This is a genomic window from Nonomuraea sp. CA-141351 (assembly GCF_050944675.1).
In the GTDB taxonomy this organism is placed as follows: domain Bacteria; phylum Actinomycetota; class Actinomycetes; order Streptosporangiales; family Streptosporangiaceae; genus Nonomuraea.
Window position 1 is genome coordinate 8,638,819 of the sequence record NZ_CP191982.1, and the last position, 17,829, is coordinate 8,656,647.

The 17,829-nt window shown below is 69.5% G+C and carries 20 protein-coding genes; 4 read left to right on the plus strand and 16 right to left on the minus strand.

Annotated features, from left to right (window positions below):
* Positions 1-68: 68 nt before the first annotated feature.
* The 10 genes from ACQPWU_RS40625 to ACQPWU_RS40670 form a co-directional block, all read right to left on the minus strand.
* The gene (locus ACQPWU_RS40625; RefSeq protein WP_433430992.1) at positions 69-836 is read right to left on the minus strand and encodes an SGNH/GDSL hydrolase family protein; all 768 of its coding nucleotides are present in this window, start codon (positions 834-836) and stop codon (positions 69-71) included.
* A complete protein-coding gene (gene aroQ, locus ACQPWU_RS40630; RefSeq protein WP_360704184.1) occupies positions 833-1,267 on the minus strand; it encodes a type II 3-dehydroquinate dehydratase in 435 nt (144 codons plus the stop codon). The genes ACQPWU_RS40625 and aroQ overlap by 4 nt, the downstream gene beginning before the upstream one ends.
* Complete coding sequence (aroB, locus tag ACQPWU_RS40635) at positions 1,264-2,334, minus strand: 3-dehydroquinate synthase (RefSeq protein WP_433430993.1); 1,071 nt, start codon at positions 2,332-2,334, stop codon at positions 1,264-1,266. Before aroB ends, aroQ begins: the two co-directional genes overlap by 4 nt.
* A 58-nt stretch (positions 2,335-2,392) precedes the next feature.
* Entirely contained in the window at positions 2,393-2,893 is a 501-nt protein-coding gene (locus ACQPWU_RS40640) for a shikimate kinase (protein WP_433430994.1), read from the minus strand.
* Positions 2,890-4,071: a chorismate synthase gene (aroC, locus tag ACQPWU_RS40645; RefSeq protein WP_433430995.1), complete on the minus strand. Its 1,182-nt coding sequence runs from the start codon at positions 4,069-4,071 to the stop codon at positions 2,890-2,892. The genes ACQPWU_RS40640 and aroC overlap by 4 nt, the downstream gene beginning before the upstream one ends.
* A gap of 43 nt (positions 4,072-4,114) precedes the next feature.
* Complete coding sequence (locus ACQPWU_RS40650) at positions 4,115-4,699, minus strand: prepilin peptidase (protein ID WP_433430996.1); 585 nt, start codon at positions 4,697-4,699, stop codon at positions 4,115-4,117.
* Between the two features lie 49 nt (positions 4,700-4,748).
* Positions 4,749-5,279: an SseB family protein gene (locus ACQPWU_RS40655; protein ID WP_433430997.1), complete on the minus strand. Its 531-nt coding sequence runs from the start codon at positions 5,277-5,279 to the stop codon at positions 4,749-4,751.
* Positions 5,280-5,290: 11 nt separating this feature from the next.
* Complete coding sequence (locus tag ACQPWU_RS40660) at positions 5,291-6,274, minus strand: HD domain-containing protein (protein WP_433430998.1); 984 nt, start codon at positions 6,272-6,274, stop codon at positions 5,291-5,293.
* Positions 6,271-6,618 carry a PadR family transcriptional regulator gene (locus tag ACQPWU_RS40665; RefSeq protein ID WP_433430999.1) on the minus strand — a complete coding sequence of 116 codons (348 nt, stop codon included), beginning with the start codon at positions 6,616-6,618 and terminating at the stop codon, positions 6,271-6,273. Before ACQPWU_RS40665 ends, ACQPWU_RS40660 begins: the two co-directional genes overlap by 4 nt.
* A 220-nt stretch (positions 6,619-6,838) precedes the next feature.
* On the minus strand, positions 6,839-7,930 hold the full coding sequence (locus tag ACQPWU_RS40670) for a ring-opening amidohydrolase (protein ID WP_433431000.1): 1,092 nt from the start codon (positions 7,928-7,930) through the stop codon (positions 6,839-6,841).
* Positions 7,931-8,390: 460 nt separating this feature from the next.
* On the opposite strand from ACQPWU_RS40670, the gene ACQPWU_RS40675 reads away from it, so the two are divergent.
* The 3 genes from ACQPWU_RS40675 to ACQPWU_RS40685 are packed head-to-tail and all read left to right on the plus strand — an operon-like array spanning position 8,391 to position 10,436.
* Entirely contained in the window at positions 8,391-8,876 is a 486-nt protein-coding gene (locus tag ACQPWU_RS40675; protein WP_433431001.1) for a thiamine pyrophosphate-binding protein, read from the plus strand.
* Positions 8,877-8,878: 2 nt separating this feature from the next.
* A complete protein-coding gene (locus tag ACQPWU_RS40680) occupies positions 8,879-9,463 on the plus strand; it encodes a thiamine pyrophosphate-dependent enzyme (protein ID WP_433431002.1) in 585 nt (194 codons plus the stop codon).
* Entirely contained in the window at positions 9,432-10,436 is a 1,005-nt protein-coding gene (locus ACQPWU_RS40685; RefSeq protein ID WP_433431003.1) for an isocitrate lyase/phosphoenolpyruvate mutase family protein, read from the plus strand. Before ACQPWU_RS40680 ends, ACQPWU_RS40685 begins: the two co-directional genes overlap by 32 nt.
* Here ACQPWU_RS40685 and ACQPWU_RS40690 read toward each other — a convergent pair.
* Genes ACQPWU_RS40690 through ACQPWU_RS40715 form a run of 6 tightly spaced genes read right to left on the minus strand, consistent with a single transcriptional unit; the run spans position 10,323 to position 16,661 of the window.
* Complete coding sequence (locus ACQPWU_RS40690; RefSeq protein WP_433431004.1) at positions 10,323-11,693, minus strand: XRE family transcriptional regulator; 1,371 nt, start codon at positions 11,691-11,693, stop codon at positions 10,323-10,325. The genes ACQPWU_RS40685 and ACQPWU_RS40690 overlap by 114 nt on opposite strands.
* The gene (locus ACQPWU_RS40695) at positions 11,690-12,793 is read right to left on the minus strand and encodes a phosphonoacetaldehyde reductase (RefSeq protein ID WP_433431005.1); all 1,104 of its coding nucleotides are present in this window, start codon (positions 12,791-12,793) and stop codon (positions 11,690-11,692) included. Before ACQPWU_RS40695 ends, ACQPWU_RS40690 begins: the two co-directional genes overlap by 4 nt.
* Positions 12,790-13,836 (minus strand): glycerate kinase, encoded by a 1,047-nt coding sequence (locus ACQPWU_RS40700; protein ID WP_433431006.1) that lies wholly within the window; start codon positions 13,834-13,836, stop codon positions 12,790-12,792. The genes ACQPWU_RS40695 and ACQPWU_RS40700 overlap by 4 nt, the downstream gene beginning before the upstream one ends.
* Positions 13,833-14,375: an NUDIX domain-containing protein gene (locus tag ACQPWU_RS40705; RefSeq protein WP_433431007.1), complete on the minus strand. Its 543-nt coding sequence runs from the start codon at positions 14,373-14,375 to the stop codon at positions 13,833-13,835. Before ACQPWU_RS40705 ends, ACQPWU_RS40700 begins: the two co-directional genes overlap by 4 nt.
* Positions 14,368-15,342, minus strand: coding sequence for an acetylxylan esterase (locus tag ACQPWU_RS40710; protein WP_433431008.1), 975 nt, complete (start codon positions 15,340-15,342; stop codon positions 14,368-14,370). Before ACQPWU_RS40710 ends, ACQPWU_RS40705 begins: the two co-directional genes overlap by 8 nt.
* Positions 15,343-15,353: 11 nt before the next feature.
* Complete coding sequence (locus tag ACQPWU_RS40715; RefSeq protein ID WP_433431009.1) at positions 15,354-16,661, minus strand: protoporphyrinogen/coproporphyrinogen oxidase; 1,308 nt, start codon at positions 16,659-16,661, stop codon at positions 15,354-15,356.
* Between the two features lie 450 nt (positions 16,662-17,111).
* Here ACQPWU_RS40715 and ACQPWU_RS40720 point away from each other — a divergent pair, with 450 nt between their 5' ends.
* A complete protein-coding gene (locus tag ACQPWU_RS40720; protein WP_433431010.1) occupies positions 17,112-17,780 on the plus strand; it encodes an alpha/beta fold hydrolase in 669 nt (222 codons plus the stop codon).
* Positions 17,781-17,829: the final 49 nt, after the last annotated feature.

Sequence of the window (17,829 nt, forward strand, 5' to 3'; positions counted from 1 at the left end):
CGTATGGGAGGACCATCAGCCGAAGGGCGGCGGATGGCCCGTGCGCAGCCGTAACGCATGGAGAGCCGTCAGTCGAAGTGCGGCAGAAACGGAGTGAGGTCGGGGCGCTTGGGGGAAAGGCCGTCGCCGGAGGAGGTGCCGCGGAGGCGGCGGGACATCCAGGGGACCAGGTGCTCGCGGATCCATTGGGCGTCCTCGCGCCGCCGAGCCCGGGGATCGGCGGTCTGCGCCGGCCAGTCCTTGCGCCAGTCCTCGAACGGCACTCCCAGCACGTCCAGCACCCGCGCCGCCACCAGCCGATGCCCGTCCTCGTTCATGTGCAGCCGGTCCGCGCTCCACGCCCGCCAGTCGCGCAGCCCCTGCATCGACCACTGGTCCACCAGCCGGCACCCGTACAGGTCGGCGATGGAGCGCACGTGCAGGTAGAACACGGCGAAGCGGCCGCGCAGCCGGCGCATCAGCGGCGTGTCGCGCGGGTCCACCCCCGTGAACAGCAGCACGTCGGCGCCCCCGGCCCGCAGGTCGCGGACGGCGCGGGCGAGCTGCTTCGCCATCACGTCGGGGTCGCTGCCCGGTCTGAGCAGGTCGTTGCCCCCGGCGCAGAGGCTGACCAGGTCGGGTGCCATGTCGACGGCCAGCGGCACCTGCTCGGTGACGATCTGGTCGAGGAGCTTGCCGCGCACGGCCAGGTTGGCGTAGCGGAAGCCGGGTTCGTCGGCGGCGAGCCGTTCGGCCACCCGGTCCGCCCAGCCACGGTAGTGACCGTTCTGGCCGGGGTCGTTCAGTCCCTCCGTGAAACTGTCGCCGACGGCGACGAAGGACTTGTAGTGCCTCATGAGGTGGTGTTCAACTCCGCGATAGCGTGCAGCGCAAGGACGTATGACTGTAGTCCGAAGCCTGCGATCGTGCCCGTCGCCACCCCGGCGACGACGGAGTTATGGCGAAACTCTTCCCTCGCGGCGGGGTTGCTGATGTGCACCTCGACGAGCGGGGCCGTGCGCTGGGCGATGGCGTCGCGCAGGGCGTAGGAGTAGTGGGTGAACGCGGCCGGGTTGAGCACGACCGGGATGCGGCCGTCGGCGGCCTCGTGGATCCAGCTGATCAGCTCGGCCTCGTCGTCGGTCTGGCGCACCTCGACGTGCTCGCCGAGCTTCCTGCCGGTGTCGCGGCAGAGCGCGGCCAGGTCGTCGAACGTCTCCGCCCCGTAGACGTCGGGCTCGCGGGTGCCGAGCCGGCGCAGGTTGGGCCCGTTGAGCACCAGGATCATGCGGAGATCTCCTTGTAGGCGGCTTCGAGCAGCTCTTCTGCGGGGTCTTCGAGCCGGCCCGGCTTGGCCAGGCCGTCGAGCACGACGAACCGCTGCTTGGCGCCGCGGTTCTTCTTGTCCAGCCTCATGTGGTCGCGCAGGGACTGCCAGGCGTCGGCCCGGTACGTGATGGGCAGGCCGACGCTCGTGAGGATGGACCGGGTGCGCTCGACGAGGTCGGCGCGGCCGGAGAGCCTGGAGAGCTCGGCGGCGTAGACCATGCCGATGGCGACGGCCTCGCCGTGGCGGATGGCGTAGTGCTCCTCGCGTTCGATGGCGTGGGCGAGGGTGTGGCCGTAGTTGAGGATCTCGCGCAGGCCCGCCTCGCGCAGGTCGGCGCCCACGACGTCGGCCTTGACCTGGATCTTGCGCTCGATCAGCTCGCGGGTGTGTGGGCCGTCGGGCCTGGTGGCGGCCTCCGGGTCGGCCTCGACGAGCCTGAGGATCTCCGGGTCGGCGATGAAGCCGCCCTTGATGACCTCGGCCAGGCCGGCCACGTAGTCCCTCTTCGGCATGGAGGCCAGCGTGGAGAGCTCGCACAGCACTCCGGCGGGCGGCAGGAACGTGCCCACGAGGTTTTTGCCCTCGGGCGTGTCGATGCCGTTCTTGCCGCCGACCGCCGCGTCGACCATGGCCAGCAGCGTCGTCGGCACGAGCACGACCTGCACGCCGCGCAGCCACGTGGCCGCCACGAACCCGGCCAGGTCAGTCGTCGCGCCCCCGCCCACGCCCACCACGGCATCGGAGCGGGTCAGGCCGTGGCGGCCGAGCGCCGACCAGAGCCCGGCGGCCACCTCGACGGTCTTGGCCTGCTCGCCATCGGGCACGGGCAGCTCGACCACCTCGTAGCCGGCCTCGCGCAGCGCCTCTCCGACCGGGCCGGAGATCTCGGGCAGGGACTCGGGGTGGATGACGGCGACGGTGCGCACGCCGGGCTTGAGCAGCGTGGTCAGCTCGGCCAGCACGCCGGTGCCGACCACCACGTCGTACGGGCTGTCTCCGCGTACGGCGATCCTGGTCACGCTCATGCGCCCTCCTCCGTCGGCCGCGGGAGCGCGACGCGGCCGTGTCCGGTCGGTCGCCGCCTCATGAGGGCAGCCCCTGGATGATCTCGTCGGCGAGCTCCTCGGGCTCTCGCTTGTCGGTCACCACGGTCGCCACCGCGAGCCGCTCGTAGACCGGCCGCCGCTCCTCCATCAGCTTCTTCAGCTGGCTGCGCGGGTTGAGCACGAGCAGCGGCCTGGCGGAGGCGAGGCCCACCCGCTGAACGGCGTCCGACAGCCCCACCTGCAGGTAGACGACGTGGTGGCCCTCCAGCAGAGCCTGGGTCTCCTCGTTGAGAACGGCGCCGCCGCCCAGCGACAGGATCCCGTCGTGCTCGGCCAGGGCCCGGCGCACGGCCTCGTGCTCCAGCTCGCGGAAGCGGGCCTCGCCGTCCTCGACGAAGATGTCGGAGACGGGCTTGCCCGCCACGGCCTCCACGTCGGCGTCGGTGTCGCGGAACCCGACGCCGAGCCGCTCGGCGAGCAACTCCCCGAGCGTGGTCTTACCGGACCCAGGAGGGCCGATCAGGACAGCGAGACTCATTTGATCACCATCGAAGACAGGTAGCCGGACAGGTTGCGGGCGACTTCCTCGACGGAGTCGCCGCCGAACTTCTCGAGCGCCGCGTCGGCCAGCACCAGCGCGACCATCGCCTCGGCCACGACACCGGCGGCAGGCACGGCGCACACGTCGGAGCGCTCGTGGTGGGCCTTGGCCGCCTCGCCGGTCTTGACGTCGATGGTGGCCAGCGCCCTGGGCACGGTGGAGATCGGCTTCATGGCGGCGCTGACGCGCAGGATCTCGCCGTTCGTCATGCCACCTTCGACGCCGCCGGCGCGGTTGGTGATGCGTCGCACGCCGTCTTCCGTGGTGTATTCGATCTCGTCGTGGGCCTGGGAACCCGGCCTGCGCGCGGTCTCGAAGCCGTCGCCGACCGCGACGCCCTTGATCGCCTGGATGCCCATGAGCGCCGCGGCGAGCCGGGAGTCGAGCCTGCGGTCCCAGTGGGTGTAGCTGCCCAGGCCGGGCGGCAGGCCGTACGCGAGGACCTCGACGACGCCGCCGAGCGTGTCGCCGTCCTTGTGGGCCTTGTCGATCACGGCGATCATCGCGGCGCTGCCCTCGGGGTCGGAGCACCGCACCGGGTCCTCGTCGATCCTGGCCAGGTCGCCGGGCCCCGGCAGGGTGCCGGCGGGGCTCTTCGCGCCGCCGATCTCGGTGACGTGGCTGACGATGTCGACGCCCAGCGCCTGCTTGAGGAAGCGCCTGGCGACCTCGCCTAGCGCGACGCGGGCGGCCGTCTCGCGGGCGCTGGCCCGGTCGAGCACCTGCCTGGCGTCGTCGAACCCGTACTTCTGCATGCCCGCCAGGTCGGCGTGGCCCGGGCGCGGGCGGGATCTGGGCGCGTTGCGCGCGAGTCCCTCGAGCTCGGCCGGGTCGATCGGGTCGGCCGCCATGACCTTCTCCCACTTGGGCCATTCGGTGTTGCCGATGCGGATCGCGACGGGGCTGCCCATCGTGCGGCCGTGGCGGACGCCGCCCACGATCGTGACCTGGTCCTGCTCGAACTTCATCCGGGCGCCACGCCCATAACCGAGCCTGCGGCGGCGCAGGGCCTCGTCGATGGCGGCCGTGGTCACCTCCGCCCCGGCCGGGAGGCCTTCGAGGATGGCGACGAGTTCGGGGCCGTGGGACTCTCCGGCGGTCAACCAGCGCAACATGCGTACAAGTCTTCCATGTGCTGCCTAGTGAGATGTCCCGCGTTCACCAGCCGAGACAGAGTGTGGTGAAAGCGCCGAGCAGCATGAACGGCCCGAAAGGGAACTGGGTGTGCCTGTTCCCGCGCCTGGTCACGAGGATCGCCACGCCGTAGAGGGCGCCGAGCAGCTGCCCGCAGAAGGCCGCGACGACCCAGGCCTGCCAGCCCAGCGCTCCGGCGGCCATCCCGATGAGCCCGGCCAGCTTGACGTCGCCCAGTCCCATCGCCTCCGGCCTGACGAACCAGAGGACCGCGTACACCAGCGTCAGCGCCGCCCCGCCGGCCAGCGCCCTGGGCAGCTCTCCGGTGGGTGCCAGGGCCAGAGCCATGATCGGGTACGCCGGGAGCGTGATCGCGTCGGGCAGCAGGCTGGTACGCCAGTCGACGACCGCCAAGGCAGTGCCGATCAGGGCGAACGGCACGTACGGGAGGCCGAGGCGCCAGGCCACGAGCGCGGCCACGGCGGCCGTCACCAGCTCCACGGCCGGAAACCCCCCGGGGAGGCGCGCCGGACCCTCGTCGTAGGAGTCGGCCAGCGCCCTGGCGTAGCGTCCGCAGATCAGCCCGGCGAGCGCCATGAGTGCGACCACGGCCCGACCCTAATGCGCCCCTCCCGCGAGCGGCGCCGCATTGAGGATGTCAGCGGGCCTTCTTGGAGAACCAGCGGCGGCGGGCGGGCTCCACCCGGGCCACGGTGACGCCGGCGAGCCGATCGGCGGTCCCCGACTCGACGGCCGCGAGCGCCTCCAGCACCGATCCCTCGATCACGAACTGCACCGGCCCCGCCACGTCCACCACGACCGCCGCCGCCTTCTCCTGCACGGCCGCCTGGCACACCTGCAGCGCCGTGGCCTGGATCGGCCGGGCGTCGGGCCGCCACCTGGCCAGCGCGTCCGCGCCGGTGAAGGCGAGCACCGCCTGCCTGCCGTCCGCGCCGACGAGCTTGGGCAGCGCCATCTCGCTCTCCTTCTCCTGCCGCAGCCCGTGCGCGCCGACCTCGCTCTCGGTCAGCAGCGCCACCACGGGCACCAGCAGCCTGGCCCCGCTGAGCGCGTTCAGCACGTCGGAGGCGTCGGCCGTGCCCGCCTGGTAGGAGGCGAGCGCGGCCGCCACGGCGGGCGCGGCGCTGCCGTCGTCGCGGGGATCGAGAGGTCGTGGGATGCTCGGCACAGCCCCCGAGACTACCCGCGCCTGTCCCTGTCTCCGAGCCTGGCCCGCAGCGCCCGCACCCCGGCGGCGAGGACCGGAGGCACGGTGATCAGGATGGTCACCGCGTCACCGAGCCGCTCCTCCGCCGTATCGAGCACCAGCCAGGCGACCAGCGGCATGAGCAGGCTCCAGGTCCGCACGTCCGATGCCAGCACCCACCGCACGCAGCTCTCCACAGCGCCCGCGCCTGGCCGATGGGCGGGGCCGCCCCTGCTGCCCCACTGCCGCAACGTCATCGCCAGCCGCGGCATCCCGCTGACCAGCCGTACGGTGAACCGGATCCTCGGCCACCTCCCCTGGAGGGTATGCAGCTCTCCCAGCCACTCCTCCAACCAGCGGGCACGCGATTCGCCTGGGAGCAGCAGTGCGCCCGCGGTGATGACGCCGAAGGAGGCCTGGATGCCTGCCTGGCTCGGGAGATTGGCGATGGACAGTCGTTCCAGCTCTTGTTCGATGCGGTTCAGGCCGAGCCGTCCGGCGACCGGCATGAAGATCTCCAGCGTTTGGCGCGCTGTCCGCCGGCGCCTGTCCTCGGGCAGCCAGCGCAGCGTCCGCAGGTTGTGGAGCCGGTCCGCCAGTTTGAGCATCAGCACACGCTCGCCCGTCTCGCTCGCCCAGACCGAGGGCACCTGGAGGGGATCCCGCAACGCGGCCATGTCGCGCACCAAGCCCACGATCGGCTCGCCGAACTCGCCCGTCAGCTCCGACTCCGGGCATTCGGTGCCCTCCAGCACATCGTGCAGCAGGGCCGCGCACAGCATCTCGTGATCCATGCCCATCTCGGCCAGGATCGTGGCGACGGCGACCGGGTGGGTGATGTAGGGCTCGCCGCTGCGCCGCCGCTGGCCGCGATGCCAGCGGGCGGCCGTCCGGTAGGCACGCTCGACCATCCGCAGCCGCTCGCCGTTCAGGCTGTCGCCGACGACCTCCAGCAGCGGCTGGAGCGAGCCGTTCATAACCCGCCCCCGGCCGGGTCCGGGCGGTTCAGCCAGCCGGGCGTCTGCTGCCTGCGCGACCGGTACGCCCGCGCGACCGCGTCACGCGCCTGCTCCGCGCCGTCCGCGGTGATCCGGTAGTAGCGGCGGCGCGGACGTCCCTCCGCCACGTGGGTCTCCGGATCCTCCCACCGGCTCTTCACCCAGCCGATCTGCTCCAGTCTGGCCAGGATCGGGTAGACCGTGCCGCTCGGCAGCTCCGCAAGCTCGCACACCTCGAGCCCATAGCGGTCGCGCCCGGGATCGTGGAGCAGGGCTCGGAGGACGGCCTGGGTCGGCATGGTCATCCGAAGGCTTCTCTTCATATCTCGTACTCTACATAGCTAGTACAAGCTCGCCTCTCCCCTTTCGGCGACATGGTCGTACCCCGCCTGGCTGGGAGGCAGTTGCGATGCGGATCGCACGCCTTCCCTTCGGCGGGCAGCGGACAGGCACCCCGCCACGTGTACGAGGCCAGGGTGGCGCGGTGGACCGGGGACTGGTCCGAGCTCACCGCCCTCCCGGGCCCTGAGGCCATCGCCCCGGCTATCCCACGTCGGAGATGGCCGCCACCGGGCCGCCGCCCGAAGGGCCCTGGTGGACGGCGGCCACCGAGACGAAGACCGCCGGGTCGCCCGTGACCGAGGCCGCCACCCCGCCGACCGCGGCCTTGATCTGGCGGTGCCAGTGCACGTCGGAGTCGTCCAGCATGATGTTGCGCCGTCCCCGCACCCGTCCCGACGGGTCGGCCTCGCACTTCATGAACACGTTCACCAGCCGGCCACCGAGGTCCGAGGGGTGCGGGCGCTCCGGCAGCGACAGCCCCGAGTCCCTGATGGCCTCCCAGATGCCGTCGGCGTCGAGGGCGTCCTTCATGACGCCGTGGCCGATGCGGTAGCGACCGCCGATGCCGCGTACGTTCCCCACCAGCACGATCTGCGCCCGGTCCAGCTCGACCCCCGACGAGCACGAGGCCACGGACGAGTACAGCGACAGGTCCTTGTGGATCTGGTCGGCGCTCGGCATGTCGATCTCGCCGAGCGCGACGGCGATGCCGAGGGCGGTGGTGGAGTTGGACAGGTCCATGGAGGGGCCGGTCTCCTCGATGGCGGTGTCCTGGCCGCGGTTCTTGGCGTCGGTGATGGTGGCCAGGGTGAGCAGCGGGGTCTTGGTCTGTACGTAGTGGACGTCGCGCGGGTCGTCGATGCCCGCGATCTTCATGGCCTCGCGTACGCCTGCCGCGACCTTCTCCACCATGGCGGGCCTGCCGATGTCCTCGGGCAGGATCACGTCGCTCATCGCCACGCCCACCGACAGCCGCGGCTCCTCGGAGGGGGGCGCGTCGGCCGTGGTGGCGAAGACGGTGGCGTGCGGGCTGAGCACGCCGTCGGTGCCGCCCGACCACACCAAGGGCACGCTTCCCGGCGACGGATGCCCGTACAGTGCCAGCACCTCGCGGAAGGCCCGGTCGGCGAGGATGCGCGTGTAGTCGTTCACGCCGCCGTTGCCCTCGGTCTTGCCGATGATCGCGACCACCCGGCGTGCCTCGATCACCCCGTCGCGGATGAGCCGTGAAAGGCCGGAGGCGTCGGTGACGCTCTCGATCGGCACCTTGCGCACTTCAATCGGTTCCGGCATGCCGAAGCCCCTTCTCGTCTACCCGCCCCGCTGGCGACGCTAGCCGAGCCGGTCGGCGTGGCTCATGGGCAATGTATGCCCATAATCCCGCCGGTCATGGTGAACCTCCGTGGATACTCCAGCCTTCAGTCCGCACAGGAAATAGACCGTATGGAACAAGGCAGGAACCGGCGACGACCCGCCAGGCGAAAGGCCTGGGCCGGGCGGGCAGATTGCGAAGGGACTCGGTTCGTGCGGATGAACCTGTTCCAGGCCATCCCGATCAACTGTCCTGCGCGGCTGCCCAGGCATGGGATGACACCCGGGATCCCGAGATCCCTGACCCCAGGTGCGCGAGCGGGCCACCGCCCGCGGCCAGCGCGCCGCGGCTCCGTGCGCTTGATGCGCTCGACGGCGCGGGTGATCATATGGAGGAAGCCGATGGGCATCTCCGCCCGCATCGTCGAAAACGAGGTGCCGCATGGTGGCAGCGAGACTGGTTCGTACACTCGCCGATCGCGGATATACCGAATTCAGCGGCGTTCCCTGCTCGATGTTGAAAGGAATATTCGAGGTCCTGGAGAGCTCCGCGCTCGACGGGCGGGTTCGTTACTTTCCAGCACCGCGCGAGGACACCGCGCTCGGCGTGGCGTCGGGATTGACGATTGCGGGACGCAGGTCCGTGGTGCTCATGCAGAATTCAGGGCTGGGCTACGGGTTGAATGTCCTGACGTCGTTCAATCTCATCTACGGAGTGCACTTACCACTTGTCGTCAGCTGGCGCGGATTCGATGAGAACGACGCGGTCGAACACGAGGTGATCGGCAGGGAGCTCATCACCTTACTGGATGTCCTCGGTCTGCCCTGGACCATTCTTGATGGTTCGGAGATCGAGCAGTCAGTCGACAGATGGCTGGGGTACCTGGACGAACACACGTCGGTGCTCATCGTGCGGGACGAAGTCTAGCCGTGCTCGAGATCCGCAAAGCGATGGAACTCGTCATCGGCCGGTTCCCGGCGGCGCTCTACGTCTCCACATGCGGTTTCATCACACGCGACCTGTTCGGTCTCTCGGATCGGCCGGCGAACTTCTACATGGTGGGCTCGATGGGGATGGCCGCGCCGCTGGCACTGGGTGTGGCCCTGGCCAGGCCCGAACGTAAGGTCGTGATCCTGGACGGAGACGGCTCGTTGGCGATGAATCTCGGCTGTCTCCCCATGATAGGTGAGCTCGCACCGGACATTGTGCACGTCGTCCTGGACAATTCGCTGCACGAAAGCACGGGCGGCCAGCGGACGGTTCGACCGCACGACATGTCGGCGACAGCCGTCGGATGCGGTTACGCGAGTTCACATACGGTCGATTCCGAAGAGCGCTTCCACAACCTGGAGTTACACGACACCCCGGCCCTTGTCCATTTCCGGTGCCTGCCGCGAACCCACAAGCCAGGGCCCCGGGTCACCCACTCTCCGCAGGAGATCGTGGCAAGATTCAGGTCGGAGATCGGAGTGTCTTTTGACCGTGAGCCTACGCACCGCGCTACGCAGCGGTAAGCTCCTTCGCGCCGTCGGCGGGCACAATGCGCTGAGCGCCCGGCTCGTGGAAGAAGCCGGTTTCGATCTCGTCTGGTCGAGCGGATTGGAGATCTCCGCGACGGCAGGTGTCCCGGACGCCAATATCCTGACCATGTCAGAATGCCTTGAGGTCGCCGCTGCGATGGCCGGCGCGGTGTCGATACCGGTGCTCGCGGACTGCGACTCAGGATTCGGCAACGCCAGCAATGTCGCGCATATGGTTCGCGGCTACGAGGCCCGCGGCGTGGCGGGCGTCTGCATCGAGGACAAACTGTTTCCCAAACTGAACAGTTTCCTGGACGGAGCCCACGAACTCGCCGCGCCCGCGGATTTCGCCGCCAAGATCCGGGCCGCGGTGGAGTGCCGCCGGAGCAGTGAACTGGTCGTCGTGGCCAGGATCGAGGCGCTGATCTCGGGCCGAGGCCTGGACGAAGCCCTCTACCGGGCCCGGGTGTATGAGCGTGCGGGCGCCGACGCGCTCCTGATCCACTCGAAGCAGCAGGACCCGGACGAGGTCTTCGCCTTTCGGGAGAGGTATCGCGGTGAGCTTCCCGTCATCGTGGTGCCGACCACCTACCACCACGTCACGACCGCCGAGTTGGCCAGACGCGGCTTCAGCATGGTCATTTACGCCAACCATGCCCTGCGCAGCTCGATCATGGCCATGCGACAGACCTTCGCCAGGATCATGCGGGACGGCACCAGCGAGAACGTCGAATCGACCATCGCCTCCCTGAAGGAGGTGTTCGACCTGCAGGGGGTCCAGCAGATGGCCGAACGGCAGGAACGGTTCGAGGCCCTCGGCCGGGAACTCACAGAGGTCGACGGCGCGGCCGGTTCAGTACCACCGGCCGTTTTCACGAAGGTAGCGGGTCAGGCTCCCCGGATAGATCGTCCCCAGTGCGGTCCGGGTCTCGGGTGTGACCCGGCCGCCGATGCGCAGGCTCAGTAGCCGGCATTCGCCGGGCCGCCCCGACGCGAACGCGACCTCCACGAAGGGTTTGAGGTAGGCCGAATCTCCGGGACCCAGCCGGTCGCGATGTGACCGCCCCTGGAACCGCCAGGTCAGGTCGGCGGCGGCGGAGCTCACGTTGTAGACGTACTGATGCTGGTACGTCCGTAGAGAAGAAGAAAAAGACGACGAGCCGGCATCGGCCAGCGGAATGATCTCCAATGCCCGGGTATGCGGGTGGAGACTGCTCCCCGCGAGCTCCCTGATCCGATAGGCGGCCTGCGGTGATGACGGATAGTGCCACTCCCTGGCCGCGTCGGCGGGGCAGTACCGGATCGAGCCGACGACGTCCGCGTCGATCGGCATCAGATCGCGGGGAGAGACCCGCAGAGCCGACGCCAGCCGCTCGATCTCCTCGGGCGTGGGCGGGACGGCCCCGGCGAGCAGGCCGGCGACGTGTTGCTCCGGGAGTCCCGAGAGCACCGCGAGCCGGTCGGCGGGAAGCGCGAGGGCGTTGAGGAAGTCCCGAAGAATGGCCGGAAAAGCGAGACCGCCAGGCGGGCGCGCGAAGTGCGCGGCCGTCGGGGCGCCGAGCGCGGCGAGCTCACGCTGAGGATCGCCCACCAGTTCCCCGCCATAGGTGAGCGCCAGGATGTACGCCTCTTCATCGGCGCTGCGCGAGGTGAAAGTGTGCGGGGAGTACGGAAGGCCCCACACCGAATCACCGGTGTTCATGCGCAGGACCCGGTCGCCCTCGGGCTCACGGACGTAGTAGTTCACCGGCCCGACGAAATAGGTGAACTGGTAGAGAAGATGGCCCTTGTTCCATCTGACTCCCGGGTGAGCGGGATCATCGTTGTCGACCACCGAGAGCATTTTGATCCACTCGGGCCGGAACGCCGCCACCCGCGACATGGCCGTGTCGCGGTACTCGTAGTAGTCGATCCCCCCGCGCGTCAGCACCCTCGACGAAGCGATGGAGTCCGCCAGGCGGTGGATGGCCACGCCGTCCGGACAGTCGTCGCGCCAGGGCAGGAGATCGCCCTCGTTGACCGGCCAGACGGCGGCCGCCCGGCGGACCAGCTCCGCGGGGACGGCTCGCCGGCCCTCGGCGTAGGCGGCGAAATCCGCCACGGACACCCCGAGATCGTCGGCCGCCGCCGCGTCGTCACGCTTGAGATCGTTGGCCGCGCTCCGGAGCAGCGCCGCGCCACGGAGACGGAATCCCTCCTCGTCCACTGGTGCGTCGCCGCTCATAGGACGGCCGCCAGAGCCTGGCGGACCGAGTCCCGGTCAAGGTCCACCGGGTTGTTCCCGGCGCGGCCGCGCACACTCATCCCGGCCGCGACCAGATCGGCCAGGTCCGCCGGGCCGACCCCGTAGCCGCTGAGCTCGGCGGACCACCCGTGCCGGTGCAGATGGCCGGCGATCACACCCGTCATCCGCCACTCTGCCGGGCCCAGCAGGCGGACCGTCTCGTCGATGACGGCGCGTGACGGGCCGTCCGACCTCTCCCGGTTGTAGTCAAGAAGCCAGCGCAGGTTGAGCATACAAGCCACTCCATGCGGGATTCCGTAGCGGATGGTCAGCGCGTAAGCGAAGGCGTGGGCGGCGGTCGTCCGGGTGATCCCGATGGCCCGGCCGGCGGCCACGGCCCCGGCGACGAGGCGTTCGCGAAGTTCCGTAGACGGGTCTTCCAGGGATTCGCCGAGCAGCGGCGCCAACAGCGTCAGGGCCTCACGGGCCAGGGCTCGGGACACGTCGGTGGCCCGCCGGCTCCAGTACGACTCCACGGCATGGCTCACCGCGTCAAAGAGGCCGCTGGTCGTTACGTCGTGCGGGCACGACGCCATCAGGTACGGATCCACGATCGCTGTCTCGGCGGCAACCCTCGGATGATCCAGAGAGTACTTGCGGTCTGCATCATAAATCGTGGCGAAGCTGGTCACCTCGCTGCCACTGCCCGCTGTGGTGGAGACAAGGAGCAGCGGCAGGTTCTCCGCCACGAAATGGACGTCGTCCCCAAGCAGGCCGGCGAGCGCTGCCGCCGGATCCGCCGGCAACAACCGGACGACCTTGGCGACGTCCATCGCACTGCCGCCGCCGACCCCCAGAATCAGATCGGGTTGCCGGATCTCCCTCGTCCGGCAACCCTCGATGACCTGGTCGAGCCGCGGATTCGAGGTGAAGTCCGAGAACGCCTGCCAGTCGTGGCCTGCCAGGGCACGCTCGGCGTCGATCGACCGGAGCGCGCGATCCGTCGCGACCACGAGCGGCCTGCGGGTGCGATACCGGGCGAGGACCGACCTGAGAACGGCCGCCTTGCCTGGACCGACCAGGAGCTGGGGAATGCTCATGGGGTTCGGGCCGGAGGGCCGTCGAGAAGGGCCATGGCCAGGTCAGCGGCGGCCTCGTCGAGGATCGAACCGGCGTCACGGATCGCCTCGGCGGTCCTCGGCCGGTAGTCGGTGAAGGGGATGACAACAGTGCCGGGACGGAGCGCGCCGGCCGCGTGCCGGTCCACGGAACCGGCGATCAGTCCGCCTCGGACCTTCTCGCCGCGGCCGGTCAGCAGCCGGTAGGTCCCCTTGCCGAGCAGGCTCGTCCGGTCGAAGCGGCCTTCGCCCGTGACGACGATGTCCGCGTGGGAGAGCGGATCGGCCAGTCCTAACAGTTCGCTCATCACCGTGAATCCGGGCGCGCAACGTGCCCCGAACACGGCCAGTGCCCCGGCCAGTCCGCCGCCGGAACCACCGCACCGCACCGCGTCGGCGTCCCGGCCAGTGACGTCACGGTAACGTTCCCGCAGCCGTCCCAGCTGAGCACTGAGCCGAGGGATCTCCTCATCGGTCGCGCCCTTCTGCCGGGCGAAGTGCCGGACCGCGTCGGTGAACAGGATGTCCACGTCGCCTGCGACGCGGACATCCACCCGAACGGGTGACCAGGACAGTGCCTCGATCGCCCCTAGCCCTCCGTCCACGGTGACGGTGTCGCCGATCGTGACGATGATCCGCTCATGGCCCAGATGACGGGCGATGCCGATGAGCTCGCCCACCCCTCGGGTGGTGGACAGCAGCGGACGGAGCCGCGTTCCGGCTCGCGACCAGCCGCACACATCGGCGGCCTCGATGACCGCGGTTCCATCGGGCAGCGTCGCCCATCCTGCCTGCACCGGATCGCCATAAGGGCCGGTGACCTCCGCGCGGTGGAGCACCGCGCCCCGATGTTCCGCCAGGATCCTCAGCGTCCCCTGTCCTCCGTCGGTCAGCGGCATCGCGAGGACGTCCAGGGAAGGATCCAGCCGGCACATGGCCCGTGAGACCGCGGACGCCACTTCTTCCCCGGTCAGCGATCCTCGGAACTTGTCAGGGAGGACGACCGCCCGTAAGCCGCCGGTCATGGCGTCGGATGGGAGCGGGCGACCAAGAGCAACGCCGCGACGGTCCGCGCTTCGTGGATCTCGCCGTTGAGACACATGCGCACGGCGTCGTCCAGGTGAAGGGTCACCGGCTTGATGCTGTGCTCCTCATCGCCCTCGAGCGGATCGGGCGACAGCCCCTTCGCCAGGAACACCTCGGTCCGCTGGGACAGGTAGCCGGGGCTGACACTGAGGGTGCAGAGATGTCCGAGATCGCCGCGGAGCCCGAGCTCCTCACGCAGTTCCCGGCCCGCGGCCTCGGCCGCGGTCTCTCCCGCGTCGATCCTCCCCTTGGGCAGGCAGAGCGCACGTTCGCCGGTCGCTCCGAAATACTCCTCCACCAGATGCACCCTGTGCTCGATGTCGAGGGCGACGATCGCGACGCTGTCGTCCTTCTTGATGATCTCCCAGGTGACGACGCGGCCGGCGGCGATCCTGATGTCCCGCTCGACGACGGTGAGTCGGCGGCCACGGAACACCTCGCGCTCCGCGACGACCTCCTCCTCTTCGAACTCAGCCAATTCCCGCCTCCTGGGACAACCACCGGTGCTGGTCGGCCAGATGGTGGGCTTCTCCGCCCTCGTGGCCGTTCCAGGCGTACACGGTGATCTCCTTCCGGCCGCCATAGACGTTGAAACATCCGTAGACCCCCAGCGGCGGGCAGGTCTCGTCTAGGAGGGCGACGCCGAAATGAGCAGGGCAGCGGGCCGCGCGAACCAGGTTCACCACGTCGAAGTAGCCGAGTGTGGCGAACGCCTGGTCGGCCAGGCCTCGGTGGGTGCGGCACCACTTGACGAGCTCGGGGTAGGGACCCGTTACCGCGGCGCGGGCGGAGTTCCGGATATCGCACAGGAAGGGGACGTTCGGCATGGTCGCTGCGACCCCGGGGTGCAAGGACGCCGTGACGAGGGACAGCGCGCCGCCCTGGCTGGTGCCTGTGGTGACCAGCTTGGCGGGGTCACTGTGGGGGAGTTCGGCGGCGGCGTCCACGGCGCGGACCGCATCGGTGTAGAGCCTGCGATAGTAATAGTCCTCTCGCGCCGTCACGCCATCGGTGAGAAAGCCCGGCACGTGGGGCCTACCGGGTGAGCCCGGATCGCCGGTGTCGCCGACCCGCCAGGAGCTACCCTGGCCGCGGGTGTCCATGATCAGGTGTGGATGGCCCGAGGCGGACCAGAACAACAGCTCGTGCGGCAGGCCGCGACCGCCCCCGTAGCCGATGAACTCGATGATCGTCGCAGCGCCGGGCACCGGCTCGCGTGGGACCAGGTACCACGCCTTGATCGGATGACCGCCGAAGCCGGCGAACGTCACGTCATACACCGACACCGTCCGCAGCGGGGTGTCCGTCACCGGTACCGCCGTCACGGCGAGCGGAAACTGGGCGGTCTCCGCGAGGGTCTTTTGCCAGAAGTCCGCCAAGTCCTCCGGCACTGGCAGCGTCGGCCGGTAGGAGGCCAGTTCGTGCTCGGGAATGTCGAAGAACATCGGTTCCTCCGTCAGGTGTTCTCTGCTGCTCCGGCTACCAGTGCTGCGACGGAGAACCCGTCGAGGATGGCGTCTCCCATCGAGCCGTAGGTCCACCTCCCGTACCGGCCGCACGAGTGGACTCCCGCTTCCGCGAGCCACGGAAGGATCGTGTCGATGGCCTTCTCCCTGGCGTCGTCGAACACGATGTAGGCATGATCCACTTTGTGGTGCTCCATGAACAGCACATCGGCGGCCGACCCGATCGCGCCGATCTTCAGCAGCGCGTCGACGATGTCCGAGTCCGGCACCGGGCCCATCTGGTCGGCGATCTCCACCCATAGGCCGGCGCCACCCGGTGGCGCCATCCTTGGTGCGGCGTTCGTGTACACGCCCATCCGATAGAAGGGGATGTCCGGCTCCGGGGTGTAGACCCAGTGTTCCCGCATCGGGGACGGCGCCCGCAGGGCAATGTTCGCGTAGCGCATCGCAGTGGATCGCAGGGTGCGGCGGGCGTCCCTGATGTGCCCGGGCAGCCCGGGAATCCGGTCGAGCAGGTCGGATAGCGGGATCGTGGAGACGAGCGCCCGCCAGCTCAGCCATTGCGCCGACCCGCTGAGCCGGACCCGCCGCCCGGCGAGATCGACCTCCTCCAGCGAGGCCGACATCTGGATGTCGAAACCGTCACGGCCTCTGCAGGCCGCCAGCATCGCCTCCGGCAGGACGCCGATGCCGCCCTCAGCGGGATAAAGGAAGCGGGCGTTGTATCCGAATCGATCATTCCGGATCCCGAGCGCCCCGCCGAGCACCTTCGCGGCGCTCGGCATCGGGAAGTAGTCCTTCAGCCATTCCGTACGCAGCTCGTCCAGCGCGATTCCGCGGAACTTCTTGGAGTAGTACGGCACGAAGAAATGCCGCGCCATGCCCCGCCCGAAGCGTTCGACGACGAAGTCCTCGAAACTCATCTCCGCCGGCGCTCCCCGCCGCCTTCGCATGTGCGCCACCGCGAAATCGGCCAGGCAACGCAGCCGGCTCGGCCATGGCAGCCCATGGATATTCGCCTGGAACGGGTACGTGATCATCCTGCCGTCGAGCCATACCGTGGCCCTGCGCTCGAGGCGGGCCAGGTTGTCCTCGCCCAGCAACCCGAGAACCAGCTCCTTGAGCGGTTCCTCGCGCAGGTGCAACCAGTGCCCTGTCACGTCGAAAGTGAAGCCGTCACGTCCGCGGCTCCGTGCCTTCCCGCCGACCGCCTCGTCCCGCTCCACCACCACGACGCGTTCGCGCTCCAACCGCATCGCGGCGGCCAGCCCCGTCAGCCCGGCTCCCACCACCACCACGGGTTCCCCCGGGCCTTCCTGACCTCCCCGTTCCAAAGATCACCGCCCTGATCCCGCCACGAGTCGCTCTCCAGAATGTACGACGGCACCGGCGCCCTGGCCATACATCAGGGCGCGCCCACCTGGTGGATCCGGTTGGCCAGCGCGTGACCTCGACGTCGACCTCGCGCGGTGTCCGCGTCCGGTAGCGGGGAAGCACGTGGAGCCGGCGCTGGACATACAGCGTCTGCGGCGCGTCCGGGAGCGGTCGGGGCCGCGGGCCCACCCGGGCCTCGGCGAGCACCCGGGTCAGGACCTGCGCCCAGCGCGGGCATCCAGTGCGAGGCCGGCGACTTGACCCGCCGAGTAGAACACTTGAACGACGCGTCAAGGCCGGCAGGTGCTCACCCCACTTACCCACGTCAGCACGACCAGCGCCTGGGCAGACCCCAGCGGCGATAGGGTGCGGACGTGATTCGCGAAGCACACGTCAATGGGATCAAGCTCGTCTATCGGGAGGAGGGTGACCCCGCCTCTCCCCCGCTCCTGCTGATCCACGGCCGGACCGCCAACCACAACGACTGGAACGGCATCACCCAGCACTTCGCGGCCCGCTACCGCGTGCTCGCCCTCGACCTGCGCGGGCACGGGGCGAGCGACTACCCAGGCTCGTACGCGGTGACGGAGATGGCCGAGGACGTCGTCGCGCTGCTCGACCACCTCGGCATCGAGCGGGCCACGCTGATCGGGCACTCGCTGGGCGGCGTAGTGGCGTACCAGGTGGCCATGAACCATCCGGAACGCGTCGAGCGGCTGGTGCTCGAGGACGCGCCGCCCCCGCACCCCTTCAAGAACCGCCCGCCGATCGTGGAGGACGACTCCACCGGCTTCGACTGGCGCATGATGCACCAGATCGAGCGCCAGCTGATCGACCCCGATCCCGCCTGGATGGTAGGGCTCGGGAAGATCACAGCGCCGACGCTGGTGTTGTCGGGCGGGAAGCTGAGCCACGTCGGCACGGAAGCGGTGGCCGCGCGGATCCCGGGGGCGCGGCTGGTCACGATCGAGGCCGGCCACCTCATCCACGTGAACGCCCGCGGCCCGTTCCTGGAGGCCGTGGACGCCTTCCTGAACGGCTGAGCCGCCCGATCTCATCGGGTCGTAACCCCGGTGTCACGTCTCCAGGTCA